At 44.1% G+C, this 17,905-nt stretch carries 16 protein-coding genes and 28 tRNA genes; 9 read left to right on the top strand and 35 right to left on the bottom strand.

The features are described 5' to 3' along the window. The first annotated feature begins 3 nt into the window (after positions 1–3). Positions 4–1,092: a glycoside hydrolase family 3 protein gene (locus tag HWQ39_RS25410; RefSeq protein WP_292851329.1), complete on the top strand. Its 1,089-nt coding sequence runs from the start codon at positions 4–6 to the stop codon at positions 1,090–1,092. 88 nt (positions 1,093–1,180) lie between these two features. On the opposite strand, the gene HWQ39_RS25415 is transcribed toward HWQ39_RS25410, so the two are convergent. From HWQ39_RS25415 to HWQ39_RS25545, 27 genes are all read right to left on the bottom strand, one after another. Continuing rightward, positions 1,181–1,251 (bottom strand) — tRNA-Lys (locus HWQ39_RS25415). Between the two features lie 155 nt (positions 1,252–1,406). Next, positions 1,407–1,489, bottom strand: a tRNA-OTHER gene (locus HWQ39_RS25420). Between the two features lie 7 nt (positions 1,490–1,496). After that, positions 1,497–1,570: transfer RNA gene (locus HWQ39_RS25425), tRNA-His, on the bottom strand. A 6-nt stretch (positions 1,571–1,576) separates the two neighbouring features. Then, positions 1,577–1,650 (bottom strand) — tRNA-Ala (locus HWQ39_RS25430). A 5-nt stretch (positions 1,651–1,655) separates the two neighbouring features. Then, positions 1,656–1,732: transfer RNA gene (locus HWQ39_RS25435), tRNA-Ala, on the bottom strand. A gap of 6 nt (positions 1,733–1,738) precedes the next feature. Beyond that, positions 1,739–1,812 (bottom strand) — tRNA-Arg (locus tag HWQ39_RS25440). 6 nt (positions 1,813–1,818) lie between these two features. After that, positions 1,819–1,894, bottom strand: a tRNA-Val gene (locus tag HWQ39_RS25445). Positions 1,895–1,899: 5 nt separating this feature from the next. Continuing rightward, positions 1,900–1,971: transfer RNA gene (locus tag HWQ39_RS25450), tRNA-Gly, on the bottom strand. A 102-nt stretch (positions 1,972–2,073) separates the two neighbouring features. After that, positions 2,074–2,146 (bottom strand) — tRNA-Thr (locus tag HWQ39_RS25455). A 96-nt stretch (positions 2,147–2,242) separates the two neighbouring features. Further along, a tRNA-Leu gene (locus HWQ39_RS25460) sits at positions 2,243–2,315 on the bottom strand. 81 nt (positions 2,316–2,396) lie between these two features. After that, a tRNA-Leu gene (locus HWQ39_RS25465) sits at positions 2,397–2,473 on the bottom strand. Positions 2,474–2,477: 4 nt separating this feature from the next. Then, positions 2,478–2,551, bottom strand: a tRNA-Leu gene (locus tag HWQ39_RS25470). Between the two features lie 3 nt (positions 2,552–2,554). Next, a tRNA-Pro gene (locus tag HWQ39_RS25475) sits at positions 2,555–2,627 on the bottom strand. A 1-nt stretch (position 2,628) separates the two neighbouring features. Continuing rightward, positions 2,629–2,706: transfer RNA gene (locus HWQ39_RS25480), tRNA-Leu, on the bottom strand. A 6-nt stretch (positions 2,707–2,712) separates the two neighbouring features. Further along, positions 2,713–2,789 (bottom strand) — tRNA-Leu (locus HWQ39_RS25485). A gap of 6 nt (positions 2,790–2,795) precedes the next feature. Further along, positions 2,796–2,871: transfer RNA gene (locus HWQ39_RS25490), tRNA-Gln, on the bottom strand. Between the two features lie 3 nt (positions 2,872–2,874). After that, a tRNA-Gln gene (locus tag HWQ39_RS25495) sits at positions 2,875–2,947 on the bottom strand. A gap of 5 nt (positions 2,948–2,952) precedes the next feature. After that, positions 2,953–3,027, bottom strand: a tRNA-Asn gene (locus tag HWQ39_RS25500). Between the two features lie 6 nt (positions 3,028–3,033). Continuing rightward, a tRNA-Phe gene (locus HWQ39_RS25505) sits at positions 3,034–3,108 on the bottom strand. 21 nt (positions 3,109–3,129) lie between these two features. Beyond that, a tRNA-Arg gene (locus HWQ39_RS25510) sits at positions 3,130–3,223 on the bottom strand. A gap of 4 nt (positions 3,224–3,227) precedes the next feature. Then, a tRNA-Ser gene (locus HWQ39_RS25515) sits at positions 3,228–3,313 on the bottom strand. Positions 3,314–3,317: 4 nt separating this feature from the next. Then, positions 3,318–3,400 (bottom strand) — tRNA-Tyr (locus HWQ39_RS25520). Between the two features lie 7 nt (positions 3,401–3,407). Beyond that, positions 3,408–3,478 (bottom strand) — tRNA-Glu (locus tag HWQ39_RS25525). Positions 3,479–3,566: 88 nt separating this feature from the next. Continuing rightward, positions 3,567–3,638: transfer RNA gene (locus HWQ39_RS25530), tRNA-Trp, on the bottom strand. 3 nt (positions 3,639–3,641) lie between these two features. Next, a tRNA-Met gene (locus tag HWQ39_RS25535) sits at positions 3,642–3,717 on the bottom strand. 4 nt (positions 3,718–3,721) lie between these two features. Beyond that, positions 3,722–3,794 (bottom strand) — tRNA-Cys (locus HWQ39_RS25540). A 163-nt stretch (positions 3,795–3,957) separates the two neighbouring features. Continuing rightward, positions 3,958–4,031 (bottom strand) — tRNA-Asp (locus HWQ39_RS25545). 187 nt (positions 4,032–4,218) lie between these two features. On the opposite strand from HWQ39_RS25545, the gene HWQ39_RS25550 reads away from it, so the two are divergent. After that, a complete protein-coding gene (locus HWQ39_RS25550) occupies positions 4,219–4,341 on the top strand; it encodes a hypothetical protein (protein ID WP_262984296.1) in 123 nt (40 codons plus the stop codon). Positions 4,342–4,540: 199 nt separating this feature from the next. Then, positions 4,541–5,386 (top strand): polysaccharide deacetylase family protein, encoded by an 846-nt coding sequence (locus HWQ39_RS25555; protein WP_292851335.1) that lies wholly within the window; start codon positions 4,541–4,543, stop codon positions 5,384–5,386. A 122-nt stretch (positions 5,387–5,508) separates the two neighbouring features. Here HWQ39_RS25555 and HWQ39_RS25560 read toward each other — a convergent pair whose 3' ends face one another. From HWQ39_RS25560 to HWQ39_RS25570, 3 genes are all read right to left on the bottom strand, one after another. Continuing rightward, complete coding sequence (locus HWQ39_RS25560; RefSeq protein ID WP_292851338.1) at positions 5,509–5,898, bottom strand: alr0857 family protein; 390 nt, start codon at positions 5,896–5,898, stop codon at positions 5,509–5,511. A gap of 16 nt (positions 5,899–5,914) precedes the next feature. Further along, positions 5,915–6,421 carry an HNH endonuclease gene (locus tag HWQ39_RS25565; protein WP_292851445.1) on the bottom strand — a complete coding sequence of 169 codons (507 nt, stop codon included), beginning with the start codon at positions 6,419–6,421 and terminating at the stop codon, positions 5,915–5,917. 113 nt (positions 6,422–6,534) lie between these two features. Further along, positions 6,535–6,786, bottom strand: a complete 252-nt coding sequence (locus tag HWQ39_RS25570; RefSeq protein ID WP_292851341.1) for a hypothetical protein — start codon at positions 6,784–6,786, stop codon at positions 6,535–6,537. A 71-nt stretch (positions 6,787–6,857) separates the two neighbouring features. Between HWQ39_RS25570 and HWQ39_RS25575 the strand changes: the two genes are divergently transcribed. The 4 genes from HWQ39_RS25575 (at position 6,858) to HWQ39_RS25590 (ending at position 10,456) form a co-directional block, all read left to right on the top strand. Beyond that, entirely contained in the window at positions 6,858–7,193 is a 336-nt protein-coding gene (locus tag HWQ39_RS25575; protein ID WP_096535028.1) for a hypothetical protein, read from the top strand. A 523-nt stretch (positions 7,194–7,716) separates the two neighbouring features. Further along, on the top strand, positions 7,717–7,845 hold the full coding sequence (locus HWQ39_RS25580) for a hypothetical protein (RefSeq protein ID WP_292851344.1): 129 nt from the start codon (positions 7,717–7,719) through the stop codon (positions 7,843–7,845). Continuing rightward, on the top strand, positions 7,842–9,860 hold the full coding sequence (locus HWQ39_RS25585) for a GAF domain-containing protein (protein WP_292851347.1): 2,019 nt from the start codon (positions 7,842–7,844) through the stop codon (positions 9,858–9,860). The genes HWQ39_RS25580 and HWQ39_RS25585 overlap by 4 nt, the downstream gene beginning before the upstream one ends. An 8-nt stretch (positions 9,861–9,868) precedes the next feature. Next, complete coding sequence (locus HWQ39_RS25590) at positions 9,869–10,456, top strand: SRPBCC family protein (protein ID WP_292851350.1); 588 nt, start codon at positions 9,869–9,871, stop codon at positions 10,454–10,456. A 90-nt stretch (positions 10,457–10,546) separates the two neighbouring features. On the opposite strand, the gene HWQ39_RS25595 is transcribed toward HWQ39_RS25590, so the two are convergent. After that, positions 10,547–10,619, bottom strand: a tRNA-Glu gene (locus HWQ39_RS25595). 327 nt (positions 10,620–10,946) lie between these two features. Here HWQ39_RS25595 and HWQ39_RS25600 point away from each other — a divergent pair. Next, positions 10,947–12,866: a cation:proton antiporter gene (locus HWQ39_RS25600; RefSeq protein ID WP_292851353.1), complete on the top strand. Its 1,920-nt coding sequence runs from the start codon at positions 10,947–10,949 to the stop codon at positions 12,864–12,866. Between the two features lie 51 nt (positions 12,867–12,917). Here the strand turns inward: HWQ39_RS25600 and HWQ39_RS25605 are convergent, their stop codons facing one another. Together HWQ39_RS25605 and HWQ39_RS25610 are read right to left on the bottom strand one after the other, a co-directional pair. Then, positions 12,918–13,520, bottom strand: coding sequence for a cytochrome b N-terminal domain-containing protein (locus tag HWQ39_RS25605; RefSeq protein WP_292851356.1), 603 nt, complete (start codon positions 13,518–13,520; stop codon positions 12,918–12,920). Positions 13,521–13,620: 100 nt separating this feature from the next. Next, positions 13,621–14,316, bottom strand: a complete 696-nt coding sequence (locus tag HWQ39_RS25610; RefSeq protein WP_292851360.1) for a triacylglycerol lipase — start codon at positions 14,314–14,316, stop codon at positions 13,621–13,623. A gap of 629 nt (positions 14,317–14,945) precedes the next feature. On the opposite strand from HWQ39_RS25610, the gene HWQ39_RS25615 reads away from it, so the two are divergent. After that, positions 14,946–16,487 (top strand): hypothetical protein, encoded by a 1,542-nt coding sequence (locus tag HWQ39_RS25615; protein ID WP_292851363.1) that lies wholly within the window; start codon positions 14,946–14,948, stop codon positions 16,485–16,487. A 360-nt stretch (positions 16,488–16,847) separates the two neighbouring features. On the opposite strand, the gene petJ is transcribed toward HWQ39_RS25615, so the two are convergent. Then, positions 16,848–17,192: a cytochrome c6 PetJ gene (petJ, locus tag HWQ39_RS25620; protein ID WP_292851366.1), complete on the bottom strand. Its 345-nt coding sequence runs from the start codon at positions 17,190–17,192 to the stop codon at positions 16,848–16,850. Between the two features lie 251 nt (positions 17,193–17,443). Next, positions 17,444–17,860: a plastocyanin gene (petE, locus tag HWQ39_RS25625; protein WP_292851369.1), complete on the bottom strand. Its 417-nt coding sequence runs from the start codon at positions 17,858–17,860 to the stop codon at positions 17,444–17,446. Positions 17,861–17,905: the final 45 nt, after the last annotated feature.

The raw sequence follows: 17,905 nt of genomic DNA on the forward strand, positions 1-17,905 counted from the left end.
ATTATGGGTGTATCGCAGGAGCTAAGGCGCTTTGGACATCACTTAATTTTAGGTATTTCCGGCACTACATTAAGCGATGACGATAAACGCGCACTCAATGAATTAAAACCGATTGGGGCGATATTTTTTGCTAAGAACTTTTTGGACGGCACCCCATATCAGGTTTGGCTGGAAAGCTTCAAGGATTTAAACAGGCAGATACGAGAATACACTGAGCGTGATTCCATGTTCATCACTCTCGATCATGAAGGAGGTCGTGTAATTCGTACACCACCGCCAATTACCCGCTTTCCTCATGCCTTGTTGCTGCGATCGCACGCTTATGAAGTAGCAAAAGCCACAGCGGTAGAACTAAAATCACTAGGAATCAATTTATCTTGGGCACCCGTAGCCGATATTTTTTCCCATCCCGACAACCCCGTGATTGGGCCTCGCGCCTTTGGTAACACTCCCGAAACTGCTACTCAAGGTGCCCGTGACTATTACCTTGGACTTCGAGATTCAGAAATTTTGGGATGCGCCAAACATTTCCCCGGACATGGAGACACCAGCAAGGACTCTCACATTGAGTTACCAATACTGAATTTAACTTTAGAAGACCTGCAACTTCGAGAACTTATACCTTTCAAAGCCTTAATCGAAGTACAGATTCCTTTGATTATGACTGTCCATATTTTATTTCCCAGAATAGATGCTGATGTGCCAGCAACCCTTTCCCAGGCTATCCTCAAAACCATACTTAGAGAAGAACTTGGCTTTGAGGGAGTGGTTGTATCTGATGATTTGGATATGAAAGCTATCTCAGATATGTTTATTCAATCTGGTACTGTGGCGCGGTCACTTAATGCAGGCTGTGACTTGTTTATTGTTTCGCGCAATATCAACTCATCATCTTTAGAAAGAACTTATCGGATTACTGAGGATTTTGCTGATTCGCTCAGTAACGGTAGCTTAGATGAAGCAGTGGTAGAAGCAGCCAGAGAAAGAATTGAGAAACTACTGGCAGTAACACCGCAATATCCCATACATGCTTTGGATAAAGATGTATTATTGCAACATGCTCAACTAGCGATCGCTAGCTGCTACTCATAAACCAACGTGCATTCAAATTGCATATTAGCAATTGCCAAAAGGCTAGCTAGGATTGCATTTCTTAATTTTTAATTTTTAATTATTTTAGTGGGTGGTATAGGGGTCGAACCTATTTCTGCGGGTTAAAAGCCCGCTGCACAGCCGGTATGCCAACCACCCTAGTTAATGTGAAAAAGAAATGAGCAAGTGCGATCTAATACGATCGCAAGCTTTGTAACACCAAACTTAGATATAAATCCACCAGGGAGGTACTCCCCCTCCTATTTCTGTGTTATCAGCACAGCGCCTCGCTTTTCGGCTCCAGGTGGAAAAAGAGGAAGATGGAGGAATCGAACCCCTACAGTTGCCCATACCCTGGTTTTCAAGACCAGTTGCCGTCCATTCAGCGGCATCTTCCATTTAGGGGTGTCTGACGGGGCTTGAACCCGCTATGACTGGTTCCACAAACCAGCGCCTCGACCATTTTGGCTTCAGACACCATCAGTGGAATCAATGGGAATTGAACCCATAACCTCCTGCTTGCAAGGCAGGCGCTCTAGCCATTTGAGCTATGACCCCATATTTGGTGGATACTGGTCGGAATTGAACCGACATTTTTCTAACAGCCAGTTAGACGCTTTACCAATTAAGCTACAGACCCATAAGGCGGGAGTGGTAGGACTTGAACCCACAACTTTCGAGGTAGAAGCTCGAAGCTCTATTCCATTGAGCTACACTCCCAATATTTGGTAGTCCTGGCAGGAATTGAACCCGCAACATTCTTCTTGTAAGGAAGACACTCTACCAATTGAGTTACAGGACTACGCAGGCGAGTGGAGGGACTTGAACCCACGCACTGAGTATGGCGTACTCAGATGCTACCGATTACATCACACCCGCAAGTTCAGAGCGGACGGCGAGATTTGTAGCTTGCTTCCCGTAGGGTACTCGCACGAAGACGGTGGAAACGTCTCATGCTGCCGTTACATCACAGCCGCATCAAGCTGGTAACAGGAATTGAACCTGCAACCTACTGATTACAAGTCAGTTGCTCTGCCGATTGAGCTACACCAGCACTATTTTTGGTGACGGGGGCAGGAGTTGAACCTGCCGATGTTCAGGTTATGCAGCCCCACGAGCCACCGTTGCTCTATCCCCGCATATTTACCAATACCCCTGACTGGATTTGAACCAGCAACCTCTTCGTTCTAAGCGAAGCGCCTCTTCCGTTGGGCTACAAGGGTAAAGTCTGAGTGGTAGGGTGAACCTACGACCTGGAGTTTCCGAAACTCCCGCGCTCCCATCTGCGCCACACCCAGATATTTTGGTACTCTCGACAGGATTTGAACCTGCAAAAAACTAGATCCTCGGTCTAGTGCGTCTTCCGTTCCGCCACGAGAGCTTAGTACCCCTGACAGGATTTGAACCTGCAAAATCTGGACTCTGATTCCAGCACGTATGCCAGTTCCGTCACAGGGGCATATCGGGATGGCAGGATTTGAACCTGCGACTCCATGCTCCCAAAGCATGGCTTCTGGCCGCTGAATTACATCCCGTTGGTACTCCTGGTGGGAGTCGAACCCACAACGAAACAGATTTTAAGTCTGCCACCTCTTCCAATTGGGCTACAGGAGCAAATTTTGGTACTCTTGGTGGGAATCGAACCCACAACATACCGTTTTTGAGACGGCAGCCTCTTCCAGTTGGGCTACAAGAGCAGAGTTTGGCAGCCCCGCCAGGACTCGAACCTGGAATCTTCGCCTTCAAAGGGCGCTATGTTGCCAATTACACCACAGGGCTTTATTGCCAGGGCAGGGTTTGAACCTGCAACCTCATCGTTCAGAGCGATGCGACTTACCAATTCGTCCACCCGGCAATGAATGGCTGCCTCAGTAGGACTCGAACCTACAACCGCGCGGTTAACAGCCGCTTGCTCTACCGTTGAGCTATGAGGCAACGAAGCCCCCCAGGTCGGAATCGAACCGACGACCTCCTGTTCTTCAGACAGGCGCTAACTACCAACTGAGCTACCGGGGGATAGAAGAAGAGATTATGTAACGAGAGCGGAGGGAATCGAACCCTCAAATCTACCCTTCGGGAAGCAAGCTACAGTTTCGTAGACTGAGATGTTATCCAGTTACACCACACTCTCAAAACGGAGAGAACAGGATTTGAACCTGCGACGGGAGCTACCCGTTTCCTCTTAGCAGGAGGACGCTTTTAGCCACTCAGCCACCTCTCCATAGTGGGTCGAGCAGGATTTGAACCTGCGTGCAAAAAAGAACAGTTTTACAGACTGTCGCCTTCAGCCAGACTCGGCCACCGACCCATAATCATTCCCTCGACGAGAATTGAACTCGCATCTGTGCTTTGAAAGAACACTGACTTAACCATTAGTCCACGAGGGCATAATTGGAATTTTAGATTGCCAATTTTAGATTTTGGATTAAATTTTTTTATCTAAAATTGGCAATCTAAAATCCAAAATTGTCTGACGCAGGGGCTAGGATTTGAACCTAGAACATCGGATTTGGAGTCACGAGGTGTTACCGTTACACCATCCCTGCATTTGGTGGCAGCGGCGGGATTTGCACCCGCATATACCAGGGTATGAACCTGGGGCTTTGCTGGTTAAGCTACGCTGCGACAGAGGTCAGGACGGGATTTGAACCCGCGCTAATCGGTTTTGCAGACCAACGCCTTACCAACTTGGCTACCTGACCATTTGGGAGTCCCGACGAGATTTGCACTCGCAATCTTCAGTTTGAGGAGGCAGCGAGCGCGTTGCGGAGGTTCCCGACGCTCGATGACTCGCTAACGCTGCGCTACCCGTTGTAGCGACTGCCGTAGGCTGACGGCTTAAACTATTCGCCTACAGGACTACAACCAGGGTGACGGGACTTGAACCCGCAACATTTCCGCAGACAACGGAACGCTCTAGCCAATTGAGCTACACCCCGATTTTTTGGAATCTGTGCCTAAACTTTGAAGTTTTTAGGCACAAATTTTGTTGGTGAACTTGCCCATTTCTTATTTAGTTTTCAAGGTTCAGAAAATTTACTTTTAACTGTTAGAAACTGTTAGGAAAACAACCGAAACTCTAGGTAGCAAGCCTGTTGTGTATTACGGATGTATTCAGTGGTTTTGATGAGTGCAAAATTAGAACTTTTTTCGTTTATTGCCTCTACTGCCGATGGTTTGCAAGTAAAAGCAGCTTTGTTGACAAAGGACTCTGGTTTGTTTCAACGCCTTTCCTTTAGTTGTATGTAGAACGTAACTTTGACTCTTGGGAAGCTTGTCTTGCGTTTTACTACAAATATACTACAAAATACTACAAGAGGTGTCAAGGGGTTTTAGAAAGTTTTTTTGAAATTGTCTAGAAAAGCTTCTGCACTTAGATTTGAACTTGCTAAACCCTCTGAAAAGTCAAACTACAGCTTATGATTGGGTGAGTTTTTAAAAGCCTGACGTGACAGACAACTACCTCAAGCGACAAAAGATAATTAGTATTGTCGCGATCGCCTCTAGTATTACAGCTTGTAGTATTGCTCCAGGCACCTCCCCACAATCGGGGTTGAACCAGCCACTAAGCAAAATTCATACTGCACTTCAAGATCCAGCAAAGGGCCAAATTAAAGCCCAGCTACCGCCATCAGCCCAAGTAGAAAACCCTACTTTTACAATCCCAGCTAAATTTCAGGGAAAAACAGTTTATAAGGTGCAACCCAGCAACAACGAAAAGGTTATTGCTTTAAGCATTGATGATGGGCCCTGGCCAAAGACAACCCTAGAAATGCTGGATATCCTGAAGCAAAATGATGTTAAAGCAACATTCTTTTGGGTAGGACAAGCTTTACAAGCAAATCCCGACCTAGCCAAGCGTGAAGTAGCCGAGGGACACGCCATCGGCAACCATACTTGGCATCATTGGTATCGGCAGATGGATGAAGCCACAGCTAAAAGTGAAATCGATCGCACAGCGGATCTGATATACAAAACTACAGGAGTCAAAACGGCTCTGTTTCGTCCTCCTGGAGGCTTTTTAAATAACGGACTAGCCGCTTACGCCAAAAGCCAGAAAGATGCTGTAATTATGTGGTCGCTAACTTCCGCTGATACCGATCCTCATGCCAAACCCCAGGCATTTGTAAATAATGTCCTGAAAGGCGCAAAACCTGGTTTTATTGTTTTAATGCATGATGGTGGTGGCGATCGCCGCAGAACTGTAGAAGCTTTGCCACAAATCATCAGTGGACTAAAACAACAAGGCTATCGATTTGTGACAATTCCCGAACTGCTGCAAATGAAGGAATGACTCACCTGATTTTAGATTTTAAATTTTGGATTTTGGATTATTTAATCCAAAATCCAAAAAGGTCTGTTCGCGCAGGCGAGAACAAATCTAAAATCCAAAATTGAGTCACCCAACTATTTCGTTTATTCGCTCAGGACAGAAGCACAAGATTGAGCTTCCTGCCAAAGTTTGTGCAAAAAGAACTCAGCGCGATCGCTCATAGCGGTGAAGAACACACCTACAGAATCCTTAGAACTATCTGATAGCCAAGAACCCCGCAGGGTGACTTCCAGGTATTCGGCATCGCAGGCACAGAGGGCAATGATTTCTCTGTCATCTCTTTTTACCTCAGCCCTGAGTAATTCTACTCCTGGCAAATCAACAGGAAGCAAAAAGGAAGCGGTATTGGGTTCAATGCACAAACTTTGCCCAACTCGCAGGGCTAAAATCACTCGTTGCGCTACCCATTCTTCTAGCGACAGAGTGACACATTCCAAATCAAAACTGCTTTCAGTGTAAGTTAATTTCAGCATTCCTTATGCTCTCCTGTTATTCCAGGTTTGCTTGCATATCTATCCAAAACTGTTCAGCAAAAGAAATCGCGGGGTGAATTGGCGCTTTTGGTTTGGTACGCAGCTGCATACCAGCTTCAAACAGGGTGCGATCGCCTTTACGGGAGTTACATCTTTCACAAGCTGCGACTACGTTATCCCAAGTGTGAGAACCGCCTTTAGAACGCGGCATCACATGATCTAGCGTTAGATGTTTGCCGCTACCGCAATATTGGCAACTGTGATGATCTCGTCGCAGTACTTCCCGCCGATTCACTGGCGGAACTTTCCACATCCGCTCATTGGAAGTGATTGTCAAGCGAATGTGTTTTGGCACATCAATTACCAAATTGGGTGAGTGAACTTGCCAGCCGCCTTCTGTGGTAAAACCCAGCGGTTGCGCCTTGTTGGTTACTAACAGCACAATTGCCCGCTTAATATTGACCCGACATAGTGGCAAGTAATTTTGAGAAAACACCACCACAGATTGCTCCAACACTTGCATTGCGTTCGCGCCGCGCATGGAAGATATCGTCACAGCTTAACTCCTTATAAAAAAACCCCCGCTTCTTGTTTTGGTGAAGCGGGGGTTAGAATTGACCGGAAAATTTTCTGGTCTTATATCGGTACAGGATTCCTTTGTCTGTACCCCCCGCTTTGTTCATCTAGTTGTGGCTTTGCAATTAGTGCAATAATGCTGAGATGTTTATAATCATCATTACCTTCTGTGATTTGCCCATGATTCCGGCTACCATCGCCCATAAATAAATACTCCACTTCCATAGCGGCTGATTCCCAATTGATTCGGCAATTAGTAGCGCACAAAATTGAAGTAGAGATGGGGTAAATGGATTTCACAGAAAATTTCACCTATTGAACATTCCTTTAAACATACTACACTTGTATTACTATCCTGTCTATACCTTTAAGGAGAAAAACTGATGCATACGATCGCTCGCACCCCAACCACCGATATGGAAGTTACCAGCATCCGCCTAGAGCGGGAACTCAAAGATAAGCTCAAAGAAATCGCTGGGAATCAGGGATATCAAGCTCTAATTCGAGATATCCTTTGGAATTATGTCCAGCAAAAATCAGGTGAGTGGAAGCCTAGATTTTCGCGATCCGACATTCGAGCTAGCATAGCTGCCACAGCCCAGCAAGAAGAACGTTGTGTACTAACAGGTCAACTAATTCAACCCCAACAACCGATGTTGTTAGGACTGACAAGGAACGGCGATATGGTTCCTCTGAGTGTCGAAAGCTTGGCTGGATAGTTTTTCATATTCAAACGAATGCAGCCCAGTTATTTTTACTAATAACTGGGCTGCTTCAAAATTTAGCTATCAAGGAAGGCAGTCCCGATGAAAAAAGTTTCAAAAGCCTTGAATGAAAGAATAGCTGGGGACTGGGGATTAGGTACTGGGGAGATAATAGTAACTACTTACTCATTACTCATCACTCATTACTCAATATTTTACTGAGAGTTACGGAGATCAACGAGTAGCTTGTTAAACCTACTAGGTTTTAAAAAAAAATGTAATAAAATTTCATAAAGCCAGGTACGTAATTTTACGTGATGTAAAGGGTAATTTTCCTGTAATTCCAGAGAAATTACGGTTTGTGTATACTTACCGGCAGGATAAGGTTAGTAAATTATTTTCAGATAGAACAGTTAAAAATAAGCTGACAGAAGCATTTATAGGATATCTTAAGTATTCTATTACTTATGTACCAATGTAGCAATTTGCTTGATACAGGGGAAATTTGGCCATCTGAGATAGAAAAGGGCTATAACAGGTGAGAGAAAGTATTCACACAAAATTTGTCAATTATCAAGGTGTAGCAACACAACTAACGGTGAAGAATATGCCAAAAGGTTGGGTGCAAGAACAATGGGGTTACTATCCAAGGGCGTGCCAAGAATGAAAAAGCCTTTATCATCGCCGCCACATTACGTAGATGACATAGATCGACTACAACCTTACCAAGTCAAGGTGATGCAGCATCAGGAAGAACGTGCCCGCCAGTTGGGACAAAAAATTAACCAAATCATTGCCAATAGCTCCGCTACGGCATTGATGCTGCAAGATATTGCCCAATTACTAGGAGTTGCTTTTGAAGTAGATTGCTGCTGCTTGGTTTCAGTGGCGGATGAAACATCCGACGAAGCAACTACTACTAATTGGTGTGCTGATGAGTATCTAGGGTTGCCACACCCAGAAGAAATGTTTTCGATGGAACAGTTACTTATGCACTCGCCAGTGCTGCAATGTGCTGCCCAACCATTGACTATTGAAGACATTTCCATCATTCAGAACAGTCTGGTAATTGGTTGTCAATATTTGCCACTACCGATAAAAGCGGTTTTGGCAATTCCCACTCGGTTTGGTGGCAAGAATAACGGAGTGATTAATCTGATTAAATTCCAACCTTATGAATGGAGTGAATCAGAAAAACAATTGCTCAAAGAAGTGGAGTCGGCTTGTGCGATCGCTTTTTCTAGAGTGGCACAAGCTCAACTAATTGCTCATCAAGAGCAGTACGTGCAAAAGAGCAAGCAGCATCAAAGCTTGATCAAGCAACTGACCGTATTAAGTCGCAGCAACTTGGAGCTTAATCAAATGCTCCAGTTAGTTATCGCCTCTACTGCCGAATCTCTACAGGCAGATCGGGGTTTGCTCATATCACTGAAATATACAGATCCACTATTTAGGACTCAAGGTAAAAAACAAATTCCCAGAGCAAGAGCTACTGTGATTGGTGAATGGGCTAGGGAAGCACAAAATTCCCGCACTACTAAACCAGACACCTTAGCTCAGTCTTTCTTGATTTCAGAGTGTGGTTTATGCCAGCGTGCCTTCATGGATTCTGGAAAACCAGTAATCTTCGATGACTATACAGACCAAAACGAAACCTTGACAGCGGCTTCATTATTTGCAATAGAGGAATTGCCTGCGGTACTTTTAGTGCCATTAGAGAGCCAAGGTAAAATCTTAGGATTCTTGGTGCTACAGCAATCTGTGATTCGCAATTGGCAACCAGCAGAATTAAATCTTGTGGAAATGGTTTGCGCTCAAATGAGTAACGCCATAATTCAGTCACAGACATTGCGCCAAGTGCAAACTTTGGTAGACGATCGGACGGCGAAACTCCAGAGCAGTATAGAACTTCAGGCAAAATTGCATGAAAAAACACGGCAATATGTCGATCAGCTACGTAAACTTAATGAACTCAAAGATGAATTTTTGAGTAACATGAGCGATCGCCTACGCTACCCCTTGACAAATATGCTGATGTCAATAAAAAATTTGCGTTTGCCAGGAATAGCACCAGAGCGTCAAGCTAGATATCTGGATATCCTTGAGCAAGAATGTTCTAAGGAAATCAACTTGATTAATGACTTGTTGACACTCCAGAAACTAGAGTCACCTCATGAAGCCCCGCTATTACAATCTATAGATTTAAATACTAGAATCCAGGATATAGCAGCATCTTTTGAGAAAAAACTTAGCGAAAAAGGATTAAGGATTTCTGTAGATTTACCAGAAGATTCGCTAAAACTGCAAACAGAACTGGAGAGTTTTGACCGAATCCTGCAAGAATTATTAACAAATGCCTGTAAATACTCAGAGCAGGATACAATAGTGCGCCTGGAAGCGGCTCACCGAGTCGATCAACAAATCGATCAAGTTATCATGAAGGTGACGAATATAGGACGCGCGATCTCTGAAGAAGAAGCGACCTATATTTTTGACAAGTTCCGTCGCGGAAAAGGGCGTTGGACTCCAGGGACAGGCTTGGGACTTGCTCTAGTCAAGTCTTTAGTGCAGCATTTGAATGGAGCGATCGCAGTTGAAAGTCTCCCCATCTCGGATTCTGAACAGAGCGAAATTTGCTTCACCCTGACTCTGCCCCAATTTTCTGACGAAAGCAAACCATAATTCTGAAAGTGACTAAAAAACAGAACACAACAGAGAACCCTGATTTGCAGTCTTCCACTGATGACACCGACCTAGAAGGAGATTTGCTTACTCAGGTAGAAATTCAAATTGAAAAAATAGCAGAGCGACAGCGGCAAATCAGTGCTAAAGTCCAAATTCCCCATCCAGTCGAGCAAATCTGGAAGGTTCTGACAAATTATGAAGCCTTACCAGACTTCCTCCCCAACCTCGCCAAGAGTTGCCTAATCGAGCATCCCAATGGTGGAATTCGACTGGAGCAAGTAGGCTCCCAGCGCTTACTGAATTTCAACTTTTGTGCGCGGGTAGTTCTGGATTTGGAAGAATACTTCCCCAAAGCAATTAATTTCCGTATGGTAGAGGGAGATTTTAAAGGCTTTTCTGGTAGCTGGTGCTTAGAGCCTTATTCCTTCGGTGAGTATATAGGAACAAATCTGTCCTACACAATTCAAGTTTGGCCTAAACTCACTATGCCGGTGGGAATTATTGAAAATCGCCTGAGTAAAGATTTGCGGTTAAATCTCCTAGCTATTCACCAACGTGTAGAAGAACTAGCCAGCAAAGAAGCGCATGTATAACAGTTAAACCATCATTCAGTAGTGTTGCTGGATGATGGTTTTTATCGTTTAACTTCAAACAAAAAGCTTTTGCTTTTCATTCTTTTTAAGTACCCCCAGGGGAATTCGAATCCCCGTTACCTCCGTGAAAGGGAGGTGTCCTAGGCCTCTAGACGATGGGGGCATCTGACTCAGACCTTTTATAAGTTAACCAATTTCCTCGCAGTTGTCAACAGGTTTTGCCAAAAAAAGTTTGTGGCAGCTAAACTGGGTGGAGGCAAAAGCTTGAAAGAGGATACAAGGATATGGAGACACAAAAAGAAGTCCGTAGATGCTGCTGCAGTCAGCCGCAGAGGTGGTCAGTTAACGATGCTGGCGATTTAGGAGGATATAGAGATCGAAAAAACGCTAAAGACAGCAAGGAACAAAGGGTATGATGTTGTACCCTGTAGAGTTAATATCTACGGTTTTTTACAAAAGATTTTGAAATAAATCGCTCAAAATCTACAGCATGGAAGCATCTTTTGAAATTACCATACAGATGGCGATCGCCGTCTTTGCAGGCATTAGCGCCCAAGTGCTAGCCGCATACCTTCGTGTACCTAGCATCGTCTTGTTATTGCTGTTGGGCATCTTGTTTGGCTCTGATGGCATAGGGTTATTGCATCCCCATTCGCTAGGCACTGGGCTAGAAGTTATTGTCGCCCTCGCAACGGCAATAATTTTGTTTGAAGGCGGACTTAACTTGGATCTACGAGAATTAGGCAGAGTTTCAGTTAGTCTGCAATTGCTGGTAACACTCGGAACGCTGATCACATTACTTGGTGGGAGTATGGCAGCCCACTGGCTAGGGGAATTTCCCTGGAACATAGCTTTTCTCTACGCTTCCATAGTTGTGGTAACAGGCCCAACCGTCGTTAGCCCTTTGCTTAAACAAATTAATGTCGATCGGCAAGTAGCAACACTTTTGGAAGGGGAAGGGGTTTTAATTGACCCTGTAGGGGCTATCCTCGCCTTCGTTGTCCTCGATACGATTTTGAACGGCGATGCTGACCCGATTAATGCGATCGTTGGTTTATTGATGCGTTTGGGTGTTGGTGCAGGAATTGGTGGTGCTGGCGGTTATCTGATGAGTTTGATTTTTAAACGCGCCAGTTTTCTGTCATTCGAGCTAAAAAATTTAGTGGTGTTGGCGATACTTTGGAGCCTGTTTACCTTATCGCAAATGATCCGCAGTGAATCGGGAGTAATGACAACAGTAGTTGCAGGAGCAGTATTTGCGAACTCCTCAGTCCCAGAAGAACGTCTTTTACGAAGCTTTAAGGGTCAGCTAACAATTCTCAGCGTCTCGGTGCTATTTATCTTATTAGCTGCTGACCTATCCATTGCTAGTGTGTTTGCTTTGGGTTGGGGTAGTTTATTTACTGTTTTGGTACTAATGTTTGTCGTTCGCCCGATTAATATTCTCTTGTGTACTTGGAACAGCGATCTAAACTGGCGACAAAAATTATTTTTAAGCTGGGTTGCACCAAGAGGAATTGTTGCTGCTTCCGTAGCTTCTTTTTTTGCGATTTCGCTGACACAGCGCGGCATTAACGGCGGTGATTCCATCAAAGCTCTGGTATTCCTCACAATTATTATGACTGTTGTCTGCCAAGGACTAACAGCTGGTTGGGTTGCTAAATGGCTGCAAATCACTTCTAAAGATGCAATTGGGGCAGTGATTGTGGGTTGTAATCCCTTGAGTCTTTTGATTGCTCGGTTTTTTCAAGAACGGGGAGAAAACGTAGTCATGATTGATACTGACCCCGAATGTCTTGTACAAGCTGAGGCGCAAAATCTCCGGGTTATTGCCAGCAGTGCCCTAGATGCTGCTGTTTTGGAAGAGGCCGGACTTGCCTCTATGGGTACTTTTTTGGCGATGACGAGTAATGGTGAGGTGAATTTTGTTTTGGCTCAACGAGCCGCAGAGGAGTTTAATCCGCCGCGTGTCTTAGCTGTTTTCCCCCGCGATCCGCAGGCGAGTACTTCGGTTAGTAATAAAGTTAATCAAGCTTTTATCTCAGACTTAGCAATTAAAACTTGGAATGAATATTTGAATGATGGGCGAGTTAAATTGGGGACAACCACGCTGAATGAGTCGGAATTTTCTACTCAATCCGATCGCATCCAAGAAAAGATTCGGACTGGGGTGTTGATACCGCTATTGATAGAACGAGAAGAACGTTTACAGGTAATGCCAGCTAACCAAGATTGGGAAATTGGCGATCGCATTATTTATCTGTTGCATGACCCCAGACCTAGCCTTTTAAAACGTTTATCTGGTGCCACCCAATCCACTCCCCTCTCTTTAGAAAAGTTACCAGAGGTTGAAGACTTGTCCCTCGCTCAATTATCTCAACTTTCTACTAGTGAGGCTTCTGGGGTATGAGGGGATTGGGGATTGGGGACTGGGTACTGGGAGAGAATAATAAAATAACTCCTAACTCCTAACTCCTAACTCAACTTCCGATTCCTGCCAGAGTAAAGCAGAGAAATGGACTATGGCGAGAATTAGGGTCGCCACCGAAATCAGATAAGTATGTATTGTGTAAAGGTGTTCGACGGTAACTGTGTTAATGGCTCCACCGCCGGTTAGGATGTCGCGCAGTTGGCCACCAATGAAAGGAATAGCTTCGATAGTTCCTAGCTCAATGCTAAAACGCCAGTATCCTTCCTGAGTCCAATCTAAAATCATCGCTGTCCAATCCAGACCGATCGCACTTAGGGTTAACAGAATCCCACTAATCCAAGCTGTTAGCCAACTCTGGCGAAATTGCCTACCTAAAAACATCACCACAATTTGAATTAAGGCGATCGTAATTACCGCGTTACCAGCAATGTTATGCGCTCTCCAAAACAACCATCCGTATGGCAATTGTGTATTGATCATCTTTAAGGAGTTATAAGCCCCGCCTGCTGTCGGTTCATAGTAAAAAGACAGCAGAACTCCGGTAGATACATAAATTAAACACAGAGTCAAAATCACGATCGATAATATCGTCGCTATTCGTCGCAAAATCTGATCGAACTGGGTGCTTTGCATAGTTCACCCCTCCTGTTCTTAACTAAGTATTTATTCTTGTTACAATTTTAGCTAAGAAATATTAATAAATGTTGCATTTATCAGAAAAAGATAAAGTTTTTTAAATCAAATATTGCACCCAAGCTTTTAAAGGTTCTGCTGAACCGTACCAAATTCCAGGACTTCTGGGAGAATGCCTGACACCTTCAATCACTAGATTTTCTGCACCTTCTAAATGAGCAGCGGCAATGGGGGTAATGCCATCTCCCCAAGTGTTACCCTGACCACAGGTTAATTGGTAACTGCTGTAAGCTAACCAACTACCAGACCGCCTTTGGCCAAAGATAGTTTTGCCAGCCACACAAATGTAACGAACGTTTTTGTGAAAGGCTCCTGGGTAGTTATTGGTGACAAAATCGAGATTGAAGCGCGTCCAGCGTTCTTGGCTAATGTGAGGTGTACCCAAAGTGATGAGATTAGCAACCAGGGGATGCGCTTCCCAGAGAAATGGTTTGACACCACCGCGTCCCAAATAGGGTTTTTCTCCCATATAAATACGGGATATCCAACCTCCGGCTGAGTGACCAATTAAATTAACTTTAGTAGCATTATATTGCTGCAATGTATGCTTGATTGTGCGATCGAGTTGTTGCAAAATTGGTGTTACGGGTCTTCCTCCCAGAGTGGGGAACCAGTCACGCCGTCGCAGTGGTACTGTAACGGTGGGGAAATCTAACTGTTGTAAAGATTGTTCTAGTTGGCGATAAGCGATCGCACTTTCTAGATATCCAGGTAAAATAACTGTCGGTAACGGCATTTTAAATTTTGGATGCAGTGATTGAGGGTTTGAACTTTTTGGCTGAAGAACTAGTCATGATTCAAGAGCTAGAATTGCGATCGTTTGACTCACTCCTTTGATAAAAACCCAAATAGCTTTGGTGGGGTTTAGAACGAGAATGCTCATAAAATTGTACAATTTGCAACAGTTTTAGGGGCTGCCTATGTGGTAGTATTTTTACATAGGGACTACTCTTGGATCAGCAAGTGTGCCATCTGTTACAGAAGCGTAGTTGACTGGAAACCAGTAGAAATAACAAGGCAACATCTGCTGAAGTTGTAATTTACCCAGACTTGTGCGTTTACTTAAATTTATAAATATCCCAGATATTAATTTTAATTAGGTTTAATTGGGTGCGTCATAAAAATAAGAAGTCAAAAGTAGTAATTTTTCAAATATCTCTTTAGCAAGTTGAAATTTTGAAGATTATGATATAGCGTCATTGATTAATTAAAAAGTTGAATAAATGGCAATTTTGGCGTTTTGATTGCCAGCAGAGGAAGTTACTATTTCCTTAGAGGAACGCATCTCTTACAAGACATTAAAATATAGTCGGAAAGAGAAAATCGCTAGTCAACTGCAACTGAGTCGAGTGAACGATAATAGCCATGTCTTACGTCTCCCTGCTGAAAAATATACCAGACATCTTAAGCCAACCAATTGGGATAGCAGCGATCGCGTCCCTTGGTATCCACGGTGCGATCGCCATGATTGTGCCTTTGATGCCTATGGAGTCTAACAAGCCCAAAGAAACAGCATCATCCAAAACAGTCGGACTTTTGGAATTGAGCCAAGCCGACCAAAACCGTTTGCCCCAAACCACGCCCCAGGTTGGTTTACAACAATTTCCTCCAGTAGCACCACTTTCGGCACCGAACTTTAGCCCCCAAGCTGGATTAACCCCATTAGCGCCACCGCCATCCAGTCAATTTGTACTGCCTCCGCTCCCCGCATCATCAAATAACTATTCAGTCTCATCCTTGCCTACGAGGCAATCCTTGCGGATGATTCCTGGTGATAATTTACGATTTGACGCCTCTAAATTTGACAGTTCTAAATACAATACTGGCGCAAAATTTTCTCCATCAGTTCCTCGTGTCAATAATATTGCCAGTAATAATATTGCCAGCAATTATCAGCCATCTAAGCCGCTAGCTTTAAATAGATTGCCAGAATTGCAGGCACAGAAAATACCAGATAATATTCTGCAAAATCCCCAATCTCCAACATTCTCTAACACAACCCCCATTGCACCAGCACAGGGAAATATGACTTCGCCAATGACGCAACCAGTTAATAATGCGTCTAGAATTGCTCAAAACCCCCTGATAAATTCTCTAAAACAAGCTCCAAGAAATGGGGATGCTTTAATCGGGAGTAGGGGAATCACACCCCAGACACCTGATTTATCGGTGAAAGGAACTCAGCAGGCGATCGCACAGCTAGACTCCTACGCAAACCTGAGAAAAGAAGTCCAGCAACAATACCCCAACGCTGAACAAAAACCAGTCATTCGCCAAACATTACCTACGGATCGGCCGAATCTTCAAGGTGCCGTTTTGGGTGTATTGGTTGTAGATCCTGATGGTAAGGTCTTAGATATCAAGTTTCAAGACAAGCTAATTTCCCCGGAATTGCAACTAAAAGCAAGAGAATACTTCAACAAGCAATCCCCTAAGGGAGATAAACAGATTAGTTCTTATCCCTTTAACCTACGTTTCCAAAACAGTACTAACAATACTACTGAGGCTACTCAAGAGCAAAAGCCCTCGTCATTATCTACACCAGGAATAAATAACAATCAGCTTACGCCTTTACCAGCCGCTACTTCTAAACCGTTACCTGATTTGCGAATCAGAAATAACCAGCCTATGTCCTTACCGACAGGTATTCTGAAACCATTAGCTACACCAGGAGTCAATGGCAATCAACCTGAGTTCTCACCGGCAGCTACTCCCAAACCATTATCTGAACTGAAAATAAAAAATAACCAGTCCACGCCTTCATCAGCAGCTACTAATTCCGAAGCCTTATTGCTGCCAAGAGTCAATAAGGGTCTGGCTACACCCTCGGTTGAATCCGATCAAAAATTAGTAGAAGTATTGCGTCAAGTGAAGGAAAACAGAGAAAAGTCTAATCCAGAGAAATAATCATCCGCTCGTGATTTGGATAAAAAACTCCACGCCACTTGCGGAATGGAGTGTTAGGGCATGGGGAATGGGTAAGATTTCCCAATGCCCAATGCCCCAAGTTGTAAAAAATTGTAGGTTGGGGAGCCACTGCGTTGCGCGGGTTCCCGGCGTTGTAGCAAGTGGCGTTGGAGGCTTTGCCAAAGCCAATATCCTAATATATGTTGGGTTGCACTCCGCTCCACCCAACCTACGTCTAATGCACTAGTTCATCGTAGATTCATAACATATAGTTAATTTTGGAGTTCGTTAGCGTAAACTTGCTCCTATTAGGGCGGGCTTTCGGGCCCACCCTACAAGAACTAGACGGTATAGCTGAATTTACCAGCCTTGTTCTGCATTCTGAAAAACGTAAGCAGCTACCTCCAGAATATCCTCAGCACTTAACTTATCTTTAAAAGCAGGCATGGCATTTTTACCATTTTGTACTTGGTGGATAATCGCCTGGATTGAGTCACTATCATAATTTTCTAAGTATTTTGATAATGCTTCCTTTTTCAAAGTTTTCTGAATAATCAGGATATTACCGCCACCGATATGGCAAGAAGCGCAATTAGCCTCAAAAATTTTAGCACCGTTGGATGTTTCGGTAGCTAGTGCTGGACTAATGAATGTCAATTTGAATATGGCGATCGCCGACATTAAAATTAATAAAAGTATTCTCAACAGAATTTCCTCGCAACAAGCCTCCAGGAAGAGTATAAACGCGATTAATCCCCGATTAAGTCAAATTTGATCAAAATTGGCGGCAACGAGTTCACTCCTCTATCGCTACAGGTTACTTAGCGTCTTTGGGAAGGATAGAACTTGTTGCCGCCAGCCATTGATGTCTTTTGTGCGTCACTCTAAGAGTGTGGCGTGTTGCGATGAACTAATTTCAGTGAGTAATCACCTTGTGCCAAACGCTGGTGTTTCTATCATTCGACAGTGATTGTACCAACCATGCCAGCACCACGGTGAGGAGTGCAGTAGAAAGTGTAGTTGCCAACAGGCGCGTCTGCGGGGAAGGTTGTTGTTGTGGTTTGACCAGGATTCAACAGCAACTTTGTATGAGACAGGGATTGTGCTAGAGTGGCATCCTTATTAGGGTTTTTGGAAGGATCAAACACAACATTGTGGGGAGCAAGTTTGTTGTTCACCCATTCAACTGAGTCACCTGGTTTAATTGTCAACTTTTTAGGTTCAAATTGCAGCAGTCCTTTATCGCTACCTAATTTCACCTTGTAGGTTTCAGCTGAAGCACTGGGAGTAAAAACAGCAAAGCTGCTAACAACTAAAAGGATTGTCAACACAGCTAAACTAAGGCGTCGCCAGCTTATCGAAATTAATTTCATAGCTCTCTCCTAACAAACAAATTTTTTTCCCTTTCTCATTTTAAA

This window comes from Nostoc sp. NMS8 (assembly GCF_017115045.1).
Classification (GTDB): domain Bacteria; phylum Cyanobacteriota; class Cyanobacteriia; order Cyanobacteriales; family Nostocaceae; genus Nostoc.

Bases quoted from the DNA above. Each gene is read 5' to 3' on its own strand.
- HWQ39_RS25410 (WP_292851329.1), top strand. From the start codon at position 4: ATGGGTGTATCGCAGGAGCTAAGGCGCTTTGGACATCACTTAATTTTA.
- HWQ39_RS25550 (WP_262984296.1), top strand. From the start codon at position 4,219: ATGAGTGCAAAATTAGAACTTTTTTCGTTTATTGCCTCTACTGCCGAT.
- HWQ39_RS25560 (WP_292851338.1), bottom strand. From the start codon at position 5,898: ATGCTGAAATTAACTTACACTGAAAGCAGTTTTGATTTGGAATGTGTC.
- HWQ39_RS25565 (WP_292851445.1), bottom strand. From the start codon at position 6,421: ATGCAAGTGTTGGAGCAATCTGTGGTGGTGTTTTCTCAAAATTACTTG.
- HWQ39_RS25575 (WP_096535028.1), top strand. From the start codon at position 6,858: ATGCATACGATCGCTCGCACCCCAACCACCGATATGGAAGTTACCAGC.
- HWQ39_RS25585 (WP_292851347.1), top strand. From the start codon at position 7,842: ATGAAAAAGCCTTTATCATCGCCGCCACATTACGTAGATGACATAGAT.
- HWQ39_RS25600 (WP_292851353.1), top strand. From the start codon at position 10,947: ATGGAAGCATCTTTTGAAATTACCATACAGATGGCGATCGCCGTCTTT.
- HWQ39_RS25605 (WP_292851356.1), bottom strand. From the start codon at position 13,520: ATGCAAAGCACCCAGTTCGATCAGATTTTGCGACGAATAGCGACGATA.
- HWQ39_RS25610 (WP_292851360.1), bottom strand. From the start codon at position 14,316: ATGCCGTTACCGACAGTTATTTTACCTGGATATCTAGAAAGTGCGATC.
- HWQ39_RS25615 (WP_292851363.1), top strand. From the start codon at position 14,946: ATGTCTTACGTCTCCCTGCTGAAAAATATACCAGACATCTTAAGCCAA.
- petE (WP_292851369.1), bottom strand. From the start codon at position 17,860: ATGAAATTAATTTCGATAAGCTGGCGACGCCTTAGTTTAGCTGTGTTG.